13 protein-coding genes are annotated in these 12,412 nt (G+C 69.1%); all 13 read left to right on the forward strand.

The window, feature by feature from the left end:
- Window positions 1-14 precede the first annotated feature (14 nt).
- On the forward strand, window positions 15-779 hold the full coding sequence (gene trmD, locus VEIS_RS19080; RefSeq protein WP_011811635.1) for a tRNA (guanosine(37)-N1)-methyltransferase TrmD: 765 nt from the start codon (window positions 15-17) through the stop codon (window positions 777-779).
- Between the two features lie 148 nt (window positions 780-927).
- Entirely contained in the window at window positions 928-1,761 is an 834-nt protein-coding gene (locus VEIS_RS19085) for an enoyl-CoA hydratase-related protein (RefSeq protein WP_011811636.1), read from the forward strand.
- A 7-nt stretch (window positions 1,762-1,768) separates the two neighbouring features.
- A complete protein-coding gene (paaI, locus tag VEIS_RS19090) occupies window positions 1,769-2,227 on the forward strand; it encodes a hydroxyphenylacetyl-CoA thioesterase PaaI (RefSeq protein WP_011811637.1) in 459 nt (152 codons plus the stop codon).
- Window positions 2,228-2,277: 50 nt separating this feature from the next.
- Window positions 2,278-3,597, forward strand: coding sequence for a phenylacetate--CoA ligase PaaK (gene paaK, locus VEIS_RS19095; protein WP_011811638.1), 1,320 nt, complete (start codon window positions 2,278-2,280; stop codon window positions 3,595-3,597).
- Window positions 3,598-3,628: 31 nt separating this feature from the next.
- Window positions 3,629-4,639, forward strand: coding sequence for a 1,2-phenylacetyl-CoA epoxidase subunit PaaA (gene paaA, locus VEIS_RS19100; RefSeq protein WP_011811639.1), 1,011 nt, complete (start codon window positions 3,629-3,631; stop codon window positions 4,637-4,639).
- A gap of 110 nt (window positions 4,640-4,749) precedes the next feature.
- A complete protein-coding gene (gene paaB / locus VEIS_RS19105) occupies window positions 4,750-5,058 on the forward strand; it encodes a 1,2-phenylacetyl-CoA epoxidase subunit PaaB (RefSeq protein ID WP_041951054.1) in 309 nt (102 codons plus the stop codon).
- Between the two features lie 16 nt (window positions 5,059-5,074).
- The gene (gene paaC, locus VEIS_RS19110; protein ID WP_011811641.1) at window positions 5,075-5,851 is read left to right on the forward strand and encodes a 1,2-phenylacetyl-CoA epoxidase subunit PaaC; all 777 of its coding nucleotides are present in this window, start codon (window positions 5,075-5,077) and stop codon (window positions 5,849-5,851) included.
- The gene (paaD, locus tag VEIS_RS19115) at window positions 5,851-6,354 is read left to right on the forward strand and encodes a 1,2-phenylacetyl-CoA epoxidase subunit PaaD (RefSeq protein ID WP_041951055.1); all 504 of its coding nucleotides are present in this window, start codon (window positions 5,851-5,853) and stop codon (window positions 6,352-6,354) included. Before paaC ends, paaD begins: the two co-directional genes overlap by 1 nt.
- A gap of 23 nt (window positions 6,355-6,377) precedes the next feature.
- Window positions 6,378-7,463 (forward strand): 1,2-phenylacetyl-CoA epoxidase subunit PaaE, encoded by a 1,086-nt coding sequence (paaE, locus tag VEIS_RS19120; RefSeq protein ID WP_011811643.1) that lies wholly within the window; start codon window positions 6,378-6,380, stop codon window positions 7,461-7,463.
- 125 nt (window positions 7,464-7,588) lie between these two features.
- Window positions 7,589-8,227, forward strand: coding sequence for a TetR/AcrR family transcriptional regulator (locus VEIS_RS19125; RefSeq protein ID WP_011811644.1), 639 nt, complete (start codon window positions 7,589-7,591; stop codon window positions 8,225-8,227).
- A complete protein-coding gene (locus VEIS_RS19130) occupies window positions 8,224-9,381 on the forward strand; it encodes an ABC transporter substrate-binding protein (protein ID WP_011811645.1) in 1,158 nt (385 codons plus the stop codon). The genes VEIS_RS19125 and VEIS_RS19130 overlap by 4 nt, the downstream gene beginning before the upstream one ends.
- Before the next feature lie 11 nt (window positions 9,382-9,392).
- Complete coding sequence (locus VEIS_RS19135) at window positions 9,393-10,475, forward strand: branched-chain amino acid ABC transporter permease (protein WP_011811646.1); 1,083 nt, start codon at window positions 9,393-9,395, stop codon at window positions 10,473-10,475.
- 47 nt (window positions 10,476-10,522) lie between these two features.
- Window positions 10,523-12,349: a branched-chain amino acid ABC transporter ATP-binding protein/permease gene (locus VEIS_RS19140; protein ID WP_041951057.1), complete on the forward strand. Its 1,827-nt coding sequence runs from the start codon at window positions 10,523-10,525 to the stop codon at window positions 12,347-12,349.
- Window positions 12,350-12,412: the final 63 nt, after the last annotated feature.

The following is a 12,412-nucleotide window of genomic DNA, read 5'->3' on the forward strand; positions in this document are numbered from 1 at the left end:
CGCAGCGCGCACCCATGCGCTTTGACATCATCACCCTGCTTCCCGAACTGTTCGCACCGTTGCTGGCCAGTGGCGTGACGCGGCGCGCCTACGCCAGCGGGCAGGTCGATGTGCGCCTGTGGAACCCGCGCGCGTATGCCGAAGGCCATTACCGCCGGGTCGATGACCGCCCGTTTGGCGGCGGGCCGGGCATGGTGCTGCTGGCCGAGCCGCTGGCGCGCTGCCTGGCGGCGATCCGCGCCGGGCGCGGCGAACCCCGCGCCGGCCAAGCGCCGCTGGTGCTGTTTTCGCCCATTGGCGAGCCGCTCCGGCACCGCCTGGTGCAGCGCTGGTCGGCCAGCGCCGGCGCCATCTTGCTGTGCGGGCGGTATGAAGGCGTAGACCAGCGCTTCATCGACGCGCATGTCGACTTGCAGATCAGCCTGGGCGACTTTGTGTTGTCGGGCGGTGAAATTGCGGCCATGGCCTTGCTCGATGCCGTGGCGCGCCTGCAGCCCGGCGTGCTCAATGACCAGGACAGCCACCAACTCGACAGCTTCCATCCGGCCCTCGACGGCCTGCTCGACTGCCCGCACTACACGCGCCCGCAGACCTGGGCCGGGCAGTCGGTGCCGGCCGCACTGCTGTCGGGCAACCATGCGCAGATCGAGCGCTGGCGGCGCGAGCAGCGCCTGGCCGTCACCGCCCGCCACCGGCCCGAACTGATCGATGCCGCGCGCCAAGCCGCCCGCCTGAGCGCTGCCGACGAAGCCTTCCTGGCCCAGCTTGGCGGGGGTTGACCCAAGGGTTTTCACCGAGTGATTTGATCTGCATCAACGGCGTATTATCTACCGCACGGTCGGTCAATGATGTTCGTGATCGATCGATGCAGGACTTCCCCTTCCTGATGGTGATTGATGGTGATGGGCAGCAGCAGCAGGAGCATTCATGTCTGAACCCCTTGTCTTGGTGACGCAATCGGGTGCCGTGCAAACGCTGGCGCTGAACCGGCCGGCCGCGCTGAACAGCTTGACCGCCGCGTTGCACGCGCAGTTGCTGGCCGCGCTGGAGGCCACCGCTGCCGCGTGCGACGTGCGCTGCGTGGTCATCACGGGCATGGGGCGGGCGTTTTGCGCCGGCCAGGACCTGAATGACATCGCCGCCGCGCCTGCGTCCGGTTCGGGCGATCCGGCGCCCGCGCCCGGTTCGGCGGGCGCTCAGGCCCAGGACTTGGGCCGCGTGATCGAGACCCTGTACCGGCCGCTGTGTCTGCGCATCCGCAGCATGCCCGTTCCGGTGCTGGCAGCGGTCAACGGTGTGGCCGCCGGTGCCGGTGCCTGCCTGGCTCTGGGCTGCGATCTGGTGCTGGCGGCGCGTTCGGCCAGTTTCATCATGGCTTTCAGCAAAATCGGGCTGCTGCCCGATACCGGCGGAACCTGGCTGCTGCCGCGCCTGGTGGGGCGCGCGCAGGCTCTGGGGCTGGCCTTGCTGGGCGACAAACTGCCTGCGCCCGAGGCCGAGCGTCGCGGCCTGATCTGGCGCTGCGTGGACGACGCCAGTTTGCCGGACGAGGCGCTGGCCCTGGCGCAGCGCCTGGCCGCCATGCCCGTCAAGGCGCTGGTGGCCACGCGCCAGGCCATGGATGCTGCGGCGCAACTGGACTACGGCCAGGCGCTGGCGCAGGAAGCGGCCATGCAGCAAACGCTGGGCGCCGGTGCCGATTACCGCGAAGGCGTCGCGGCCTTCGCCGGCAAGCGCGCCCCTCGTTTCACCGAGCGTTGAGCAGACCATGCCTTGCTCCACCGACAGACCCAACCCCCAGGCCGTGGCCGACCATGTGCGCAGCGGCATGCTGGCCAAGGACCGCGCCACCCGGGGCCTGGGCATCCGCGTCACGGCCATGGGGCCGGGGCAGGCCACGCTGGAGATGGTGGTGCGCGCCGACATGCTCAACGGCTTCGACATCTGCCACGGCGGCTTCATCACCGTGCTGGCCGATTCGGCGTTTGCCTTCGCTTGCAACTCGCGCAACGTCCTGACCGTGGCCAGCGGCCTGGACATCGATTTTCTGGCGCCCGCGCATGAAGGCGACCATCTGACGGCCGAGGCCACCGAGGTCGCGCTGGGCGGGCGCACCGGCTTGTACGACGTGAGCGTGCGCAATCAGCACCATCAGGCCATCGCCGTCTTGCGCGGGCGTTCGTACTGCATGCCGGGCCGGCCGACCGTGCCGCTGGACGCCGGCTGATGGCTGACGGCCGACGAATGACGATTCGCTGAACGACAGGAGACTGCGCCATGGCCGTGCGTCAACCCGCTCCCGCTGCCCTGGATCCGATGGAAAGCGCCAGCCGCGACGCCATCGAGGCGCTGCAATTGCAGCGTCTGCGCTGGACGCTGCAACATGCCTACGACAACGTGGCGCATTACCGCCGCGCGTTTGACGCCCGGGGGGTGCTCCCCGGCGACCTCAAGCATCTGTCCGATCTGGCCGGGTTTCCGTTCACGGTCAAGCAGGACCTGCGCGACAACTACCCCTTTGGCATGTTCGCCGTGCCGCGCGCGCAGTTGCTGCGCCTGCACGCCTCGTCGGGCACCACGGGCAAGCCCACGGTGGTGGGCTACACGCGCCAGGACATCGACCACTGGGCCGACCTGGTGGCGCGCTCGATCCGCGCCGCCGGCGGGCGCCCGGGCGACCTGGTGCATGTGGCCTACGGCTACGGTCTGTTCACGGGCGGGCTGGGCGCGCATTACGGCGCCGAGCGCGCCGGCTGCACCGTGGTGCCGATGTCGGGCGGACAGACCGAAAAGCAGGTGCAACTGATCCACGACCTGCAACCCCGCATCATCATGGTCACGCCCTCGTACATGCAGATCATCACCGAGGAGTTCCTGCGCCAGGGGCTGGATCCGCGTGCCAGTTCGTTGCAGATCGGCATTTTTGGCGCCGAGCCTTGGACCGAGGCCATGCGCCGCGAGATCGAGGCCGGCGCCGGGATCGACGCGCTGGACATCTATGGCCTGTCGGAGGTGATGGGCCCGGGCGTTGCCAGCGAATGCGTCGAGAGCAAGGACGGCCCCGTGGTCTGGGAAGACCATTTCTACCCCGAGATCATCGACCCCGACAGCGGCCAAGTGCTGCCCGACGGCCAGCCAGGCGAGCTGGTGCTCACCTCGCTGAGCAAGCAGGCGTTGCCGATGATCCGCTACCGCACGCGCGATCTGACGCGGCTGCTGCCGCCGACATCGCGGTCGATGCGGCGCATCGGCAAGATCGTCGGCCGCTCGGACGACATGCTGATCATCCGTGGCGTGAACCTGTTTCCCACGCAGATCGAAGAGATCGTGCTGCACAGCGGCAGGCTGTCGGGGCACTACCAGATTCTGGTGACGCGCGCTGGCCATCTGGACCAGGTGACCGTGCGCTGCGAGTTGCAGCCGGGCCTGTCTGCGGACCTGCCTGCCGGCGAGCGCCAGGCGCTGGCCGATGCGGTGCAGCAGCGCATCAAAACCCTGGTGGGCATCAGTTGCCAGGTGCAGGTGCTGGCTGCCAACGCCATCGAGCGCACGCTGGTGGGCAAGGCCCGGCGCGTCATCGACCAGCGCCCGCGTTGATGGATCGATGCCCGATACGAAAGGCTCTCCGATGTACACCCAAGCGATGGACCTGATGGATCAGATGGCGCCGGGCGATGCCGGCGACGCCCGGCAGATGCAGCGCCAGGAGCAGTTCGAGGCGCGCATCGCTGCCGGCGAGTTCATCGAGGCCAAGGACTGGATGCCCGAGCATTACCGCCAGACCCTGCTGCGCCAGATCAGCCAGCATGCGCACTCGGAAATCGTGGGCATGCTGCCCGAGGGCAACTGGATCACGCGCGCGCCCACGCTCAAGCGCAAGGCCATCTTGCTGGCCAAGGTGCAGGACGAGGGCGGGCATGGCCTGTACCTGTATGCGGCGGCCGAGACCCTGGGCAGTTCGCGCGCGCAGATGCTGGCCGCGCTGCACAGCGGCCGCGCCAAGTACAGCTCGATCTTCAACTACCCGACGCTGACCTGGGCCGACATGGGCACCATTGGCTGGCTGGTGGACGGCGCGGCGATCATGAACCAGGTGCCGCTGTGCCGCTGCTCATACGCGCCGTATGCGCGCGCCATGGTGCGCATCTGCCGCGAAGAGAGCTTTCACCAGCGCCAGGGCTACGACGCGCTGCTGACCATGATGCGCCAGGGCAGCGACGCGCAGCGCGCGATGGTGCAGGACGCCGTCGAGCGCTGGTGGTGGCCGTCGCTGATGATGTTCGGCCCGCCGGACGAGCAGTCGCCCCATTCCGCGCAATCGATGCGCTGGGGCATCAAGCGCGTCTCCAACGACCGCCTGCGCCAGCAGTTCATCGACGCCACGGTGGCGCAGGCCCGGGTGCTGGGCGTCACGCTGCCCGACCCCGACCTGCGCTGGAATCCGCAGCGCCAGCAGCATGACCACGGCGCGATCGACTGGAGCGAGTTCTGGCGCGTGATCTCCGGCGATGGCCCCTGCAACCAGGAGCGCCTGGGCGCGCGCGTCCAGGCCTGGGACGACGGCGCCTGGGTGCGCGCAGCCGCCCTGGCCCATGCCGCCAAACATTCCCCGGCACCAGCCCAACGGGAGACACCATGACCCCCCCTGCCCCATCTGCCGCCCCTGCCGCCCCTGCCCCCTCTGCCGCCGGCCCCGCAGCCGACCCTGCCACGGCCGCCGGATCTGCCGAAGTCATCGACTCTGCCGCGATCGGCGAATCCGCTGACATCATCGACTCTGCCGATTGGCCCTTGTGGGAAGTGTTCGTGCGCAGCAAGGCCGGGCTGGAACACCGGCATTGCGGCAGCCTGCACGCGAGCGACGCGCGCATGGCGCTACAGCACGCGCGCGATGTCTACACCCGGCGCCAGGAGGGTTGCAGCGTCTGGGTGGTGCGCTCCGGGCAGATCGTGGCCAGCGACCCCGACGACAAGGCCATGTACTTCGACCCGGCCCGCGACAAGGTCTACCGCCACCCCAGTTTCTACCGGCTGCCGGACGCGGTCGAGCACATGTGAGATGACCGAGGGCAACATGCAAACGCCGAGCATCCAATTGCGCCGGGACCCCGCCGTGCAGTACCTGCTGCGCCTGGGCGATACCTGCCTGATCCTGGGCCAGCGCCTGGCCTCATGGTGCGGCCACGGGCCGGTGCTGGAAGAAGACATTGCGCTGGCCAATATCGCGCTGGACCTGGTGGGCCAGGCGCGCGCGCTGCTGACCCGGGCCGGCCAGGTGGAGGGCTGCGGCCACGACGAAGACCAACTGGCCTTTCTGCGCGAAGAGCGCGACTACTTCAATGTGACCCTGGTGGAACTGCCGCGCGGCGACTTCGCCTTCACGATGGTGCGCAATGCCATCGTGGCCACCTTGCTGAAACTGCTCTGGGAACGGCTGCTCGGCTCCAGCGACACCGAGTTGGCCGCCATCGCCGGCAAGGCCGTCAAGGAAGCCCGCTACCACCAGCAGCATGCCGCCGACTGGGTGGTGCGGCTCGGCGACGGAACGCCCGAGTCGCGCCGCCGCACCGAGGCGGCGCTGACCGCGCTGTGGCGCTACACGCCCGAACTGTTCGTTGCCGACGCGGTGGAAGAGGCTGCCTGCGCCGCCGGTCTGGGCCCGCGCTGGGCCGAGTTGCAACCGGCCTGGCAGGCCGAGATGGCGCAGATACTGGCGGCCGCCGGCCTGTCCTGCCCGAAGGAAACCGCTTTTCGCAGCACCGGCAAACAAGGGGTGCACAGCGAGCACATGGGTTTCATCCTGACCGACATGCAGTACCTGCAACGCGCCTATCCCGGAGGCCAGTGGTGATGGACGCGCCCGCGCGGCTGCAGCGCGCCTGGGAGGTGCTCGACAGCGTGCCCGACCCCGAACTGCCCGCCGTCTCCCTGTGCGACCTGGGCATCGTGCGCGACGTGCGGCTGGCCGGCGCTGCGTTGCAACTGCTGCTCACCCCCACCTACAGCGGCTGCCCCGCCACCGAGGTCATCGCGCACGATGTGCTGGCCGCGATCGACGCGGCGGGTCTGGGCCCGGCCCAGGTCCAGTGGCAGCGCGCCCCGGCCTGGAGCACCGACTGGATCACCGAGCGGGGCCTGGCCCGGCTGCACGCCCATGGCATCGCGCCCCCGGGCGCGGTGGCGGCGGGCAACGCGGTGTCGCTGCACTTCATGCCGCGTGCCGCGGCACTAGCCTGTCCGCGCTGCGGCAGCCGGCAAACGCAGTGCCTGTCCGCCTTCGGCGCCACGGCCTGCAAGGCGCTGTACCGGTGCCTGGACTGCCGCGAGCCCTTCGAGCATTTCAAGCCCTTGTAAAGCGCCCTTTTTTCGTCACCGACATGAGCCCCATCTTCCACCCCCTGCGCGTGCGCTCCATCGAGCCTGACACGGCCGAAGCCGTCATCGTCGCCTTCGATGTGCCGCCGGATCTGCACCAGGTGTTCGGGTTCACCCAGGGCCAGCACCTGACGCTGCGCGCCGACATCGACGGCCAGGACCTGCGCCGCGCCTACTCCATCTGCGCCGGCATCGACGATGGCCAACTGCGCGTGGGCGTGCGCAAGGTCGCCGGTGGCCGGTTCTCCCACTGGCTCCATACCCGGCTGCGGGTCGGTGATACCTTGCAGGTGATGGCGCCGCAGGGCCGCTTCTTCGTGCCGCTGCAGCCCGCCGCGCAGCGCCACTACCTGGGCATCGCGGGGGGCAGCGGCATCACGCCCATCCTGTCGCTCATGAAGACGGCGCTGGCGCGCGAGCCGCGCAGCCGCTTTACGCTGATCTACGGCAACCGCAGCCTGCAGTCCACCATGTTCAGGGAAGAACTGCAGGACCTGAAGAACCGCTACCTGGCGCGCCTGGCGCTGCACCATGTGTTCTCGGCCGAACAGACCGATCTGCCGCTGAACATGGGCCGGATCGACCACGGCAAGATCACGGCCTTCCTGGATGCGCTGCTGCCCGTGCGCCGCATCGATGTGGCCTTCATCTGCGGCCCCTTCCAGATGAACGACCAGGTGCAGGCCGCGCTACTGGCCGCCGGCCTGCCGGCCGAGCGCATCCATGTCGAGCGCTTTGGTCTGGCGCTGCCCGCCGGCGCTCAGGCCGATGCCGTCATGCACCAGGCGCTGGCGGGCGACGCGCACAGCGCGCGCATCACCATCGTGCGCGACGGCCTGCGGCGCGAGTTCCGCTTCACCCGGGAGCAGGCCAGCATTCTGGATGCGGCCTCGGCGGCCGGGCTGGAATTGCCGTTTGCCTGCACCTCGGGCGTGTGCGGAACCTGTCGCGCCCGATGCCTGCAAGGCCGGGTGCGCATGGAGCGCAATTTCGCGCTCGACCAGGCCGATCTGGACGCCGGCTTCGTGCTCAGTTGCCAATGCCGGCCGCTGACGGACAGCGTCGTGCTGTCGTTCGACGAGCGCTGATGATGGCCGCCAGCGTGGCGCCCGGCCGTTTCTCCGCACCAAGGCGCGCTGCCTGCATGCCGGCCGCGCCCCGCGATGAGGCAAGATGGCGCCCCCGATACTTGGAATGCAAAGGAAAACTGCCTGTGGCCCGAGGGCGATCTCCCGGATACGACGAGCAGCGCGACATGATCGCGCGCCATGCGGCCGCGCTGTTTGCGCAGCGCGGCTACCCTGCGACCTCGATGAATGAGGTGGCCCAGGCCTGCGGCCTGTCCAAACCCACGCTGTACCACTACTTCAGGGACAAGTACCACCTGCTGCTGCATATCGCCGACGACCATGTGTCGCGCCTGCAGGCGCTGGTCGACGACATCGGGCAGCGCCAGTTGCCGCCCGAGCCACGGCTGCGCGCGTTGATCGAGCGCTTCGTGCAGGAATACGCGCAGGCCCGCGATGCCCACCGCGTGCTGACCGAGGACGTGAAGTTTCTCCAGCCCGAAGACAGCGCGCTGGTGCTGAACAAGGAGCGCGCCGTGGTGGCGGCCTTTGCCAATGCGCTGGCGCAGATGCGCCCCGAGACCGAGGCTGCGGGCCTGACCAAGGCGCTGACGATGCTGCTGTTCGGGATGATCAACTGGATGTTCACCTGGCTCAGGCCCGATGGTGAACTCAAGCACGAAACCATGGCCCCGATCGTGGCCGATCTGTTTTTCGGCGGCGTAGTGGCCGTGCAACTGCCGCCTTCATCCGCAGCCATTTCATCCAAGGAGACAAACCCATGAAACCACAGCGCTTTTTCCCCTGCATTGCCTTGGCCCTGGCGGCCGCCCTGGGCTGCGGCCAGACCCTGGCCGACATCCATGTCGGCGTCACGCTGTCGGCCACCGGCCCTGCGGCCTCGCTGGGCATTCCCGAGAAAAACACGGTGGCGCTGATGCCGCGCAGCATCGCCGGCGAGAAGGTTCACTACATCGTGCTCGACGATGCGTCGGACACCACGACCGCCGTGAACAATACCCGCAAGCTGATCAGCGAGAGCAAGGTGGACATCATCCTGGGGTCGAGCATCACGCCGAACTCGCTGGCCATGATCGACGTGGTGGCCGAGGCGCGCACGCCGATGATCTCGATGGCCGCGTCGGCGCGCATCGTCGAGCCCATGGACCCGAAACGCAAATGGGTCTTCAAGACACCGCAAAACGACATCATGATGTCGCTGGCCATCGCCGAGCACATGGCCGACGCGGGCATCAAGACGGTGGCCTTCATCGGCTTTGCCGACGCCTATGGCGAAGGCTGGTACCAGGAGTTCGGCAAGGTCGCCGCGATCAAAAATCTGCACATCGTGGCCAACGAGCGCTATGTGCGCACCGACACCTCGGTCACGGGCCAGACCCTGAAGATCATCCTGGCCAAGCCGGATGCGGTGCTGATCGCCGGCTCGGGCACGCCGGCGGCGCTGCCCCAGAAGGCCCTGCGCGAGCGCGGCTACACCGGCCGGATCTACCAGACCCACGGCGTGGCCAATGCCGACTTCCTGCGCGTCGGCGGCAAGGACGTGGAAGGCAGCTTTCTGCCCGCCGGCCCGGTGCTGGTGGCCGCGCAGTTGCCGGCCTCGCACCCGGTAAAGAAGTCTGCCTCGGCTTACGTGGCCGCCTATGAGGCCGTCCATGGCGCGGGCAGCGTCTCCACCTTCGGCGCGCACAGTTGGGATGCCGGCGTGCTGCTGGCTGCCGCCGTGCCGGCCGCGCTCGGCAAGGCCCGGCCCGGCAGCGTGGAATTTCGCATGGCCCTGCGCGATGCGCTGGAGCAACTGCGCGAAGTGCCCGGCGCGCATGGCATCTTCAGCATGTCCGAGACCGACCACCTGGGCCTGGACCAGCGTGCCCGGGTGATGGTCAAGATCGAAAACGGCGCCTGGAAATACCAGCCCTGAGCCATCCGGCCATGGATTTGCAGATTGCCCTGCTGTTGGTGCAAGACGGCCTGGTCAATGGCGCCATCTACGGACTGATGGCGCTGGCCCTGGTGCTGGTTTTTTCCGTGACCCGGGTGATCTTCATCCCCCAGGGCGAGTTCGTGGCCTTTGGCGCGCTGACCATGGTCATGCTGCAAGGGGGGCGCATTCCGCCCACGCTGTGGCTGCTGCTGGCGCTGGCCGCCGTGGTGCTGGCGGGGGAACTGCTGCGCCGCATCGGCGGCCACGCCGTCCACTGGCCGAGCACCCTGCTGTGGTGCGTGGCGTTGCCGCTGCTGGCTTGCGCGCTGGTGTGGCTGCCGGGCCTGCGCCCGGCGCTGGAGTCGGGCCTGCGCCCGGCAGCGTTGGAACCGGGCCTGCACCCGGTGTCGTTGTACCTGCACGCGCTGACCACGCTGGTGCTGATCGCCCCGCTGGGCCCGCTGCTGTACCGCCTGGCTTTTCGGCCGCTGGCCGATGCCTCGGTGCTGATGCTGCTCATCGTCGCGGTGGCGCTGCATGGCGTGCTGGTGGGGCTGGGCCTGCTGTTCTTCGGCGCCGAGGGTGCGCGCACGCCAGCGTTTGTCGAGGCCCGCTGGGAGTTCGGCGGCATGGCCGTTTCGGGCCAGTCGCTGGTGGTGCTGGGCGTCACGCTGGCGCTGCTGGGGCTGCTGCTGATCCTGGGCCGCTCCATGGTCGGCAAGGCGCTGCGCGCCACGGCCATCAACCGGGTGGGCGCGCGGCTGATGGGCATTCCCACCGAGCGCTCGGCAGAGCTGAGCTTTGCGCTGGCGGCGCTGATCGGCGCGGTCTCGGGCCTGCTGATCGCGCCGCTGACCACCGTGTACTACGACACCGGTTTCCTGATCGGTCTGAAAGGCTTTGTGGCGGCCATCGTGGGCGCATTGGCCAGCTACCCGCTGGCGCTGGCCGGCGCCCTGCTGGTGGGCCAACTGGAGGCCTTTGCCTCGTTCTGGGCCAGCGCCTACAAGGAGGTTCTGGTGTTCACGCTGATCGTTCCGGTGCTGTGGTGGCGCTCGCTCGGCAGCCGCCTGGTGGAGGATGAGGAGTGACGCCCCCGGCCGAGACAGACCTGCGCTGCGCTGCGCGCAGCCGGTTCATGCACCGGCTCACGCGCGCGCGGCTCACGCTGGCGGCCTTGGCCCTGCTGGTGCTGTGCTGGGGCTGGCTGCCGGATTTCAGCGTGGTCCTGCTCTGCCACATCGCGCTGTATGCGCTGGTGGCGCTCGGGCTGGTGCTGCTCACCGGCATCGGCGGCATGACCTCCTTTGGCCAGGCGGCTTTCGTGGGCATCGGGGCCTATGCCACGGCCTGGGTCTGCACGGCGCCGGCGCCGGTGCAGTGGCTCGCCGGCGCCGTGGGCATGGCCGGCCTGCCCTGGGTCGGGCTGGCGCTGGGGCTGGCGCTCACCACGGTGCTGGCCTGGGGCCTGGGCGCGGTCACGCTCAGGCTGTCGGGCCACTACCTGCCGCTGTGCACCATCGCCTGGGGGCTGAGCCTGTACTACCTGTTCGGCAACATGTCCTTCCTGGGCGGGCAGACCGGCATCACCGGTGTGCCGCCGCTGGTGCTGGGCGGCTTGTCGCTGGCCGCGCCGCGCGCCATCGGCCTGCTGATCTGGGCGCTGCTGTTGCTTGCCCTGTGGCTGCTGCACAACCTGCTGGACTCGCGCGCCGGCCGCGCCATCCGCGCGCTCAAGGGCGCCCGGGTGATGGCCGAGTCGATGGGGGTGGACACGGCGCGCTACCGCATCCGGCTGTTCGTGCTGGCGGCATTGCTGGCAGCGCTTTCGGGCTGGCTGTATGCGCACCTGCAGCGCTTCGTCAGCCCGACGCCATTCAATCTGCATATCGGCATCGAATACCTGTTCATGGCCGTGGTCGGCGGCGCGGGCCACCTGGGGGGCGCGGTGCTGGGCGCCACGCTGATCACCCTGCTCAAGGAAAAGTTGCAGGATTGGCTGCCGTCCCTGCTGGGCAGCAGCGGCAACTTCGAGCTCATCGTGTTCGGGCTGCTGATGGTGCTGGTGCTGCAACGCTTTGCCGACGGACTATGGCCGATGCTCGAACGCCTGGGCCAGCGTTGCCTGCGCCGCGCTGCGCCACGCGCCATGCACCCGGCCGCGAATCCGGCAGCGCTGACGGCGCTGACGCAGCGCACGCTGCCGCCCCCCGGCACGGTGCTGCTGCAGGCGCGCAACATCACCAAGCGCTTTGGCGGCCTGCTGGCCAACGACGCCGTGTCGATGGATGTCCGGGCCGGCCAGGTGCATGCGCTGATCGGCCCGAATGGCGCGGGCAAGAGCAGCTTTTTCAACATCATCTCGGGCCTGGACGAGGCCAGCGCGGGCGATTTGCAGTTGATGGGGCAGGCCATGCGGCGCCAGCCGGCGCGCGCGTTTGCCCGCCTGGGCCTGGCGCGCAGTTTCCAGCATGTGCGCCTGCTGGGCCAGCGCAGCGTGCTCGAGAACGTGGCGCTGGGTGCGCACCTGCGCGCCCGGGGTGGCTGGCTGATGGCCATGCTGCGGCTCGACCGGGCGCAGGAAGCGGCCCTGCTGGCCGAGGCGCAGCGCCAGATCGAGCGCTGCGGCTTGGCGGCCCATGCCGATGCGCCGGTCGCATCGCTGGCGCTGGGCCAGCAGCGCATCGTGGAAATCGCCCGCGCCCTGGCCGGCCAGCCGGCGCTGCTGCTGCTCGACGAGCCTGCCGCCGGCCTGCGCCATCTGGAAAAGCAGGCCCTGGCGCAGTTGCTGCGCCAATTGCGCGCCGAGGGCCTGGGGCTGGTGGTGGTCGAGCATGACATGGAGTTCGTGATGCAGTTGGCCGACCACATCACGGTGCTGGACTTCGGCTGCGTGATCGCCGAAGGCAACGCGCTGCAGGTGCAGCGCAACCCACAGGTGCTTGCTGCCTACCTGGGCGGCTGATGGCGCGGTGCGGCGTGCAACGGGCACTGCCCGCAAGCGCCTGCCGGCGTGCCCTTGCTTGGC

The sequence above is a fragment of the Verminephrobacter eiseniae EF01-2 genome, from assembly GCF_000015565.1.
GTDB lineage: Bacteria > Pseudomonadota > Gammaproteobacteria > Burkholderiales > Burkholderiaceae_C > Acidovorax > Acidovorax eiseniae.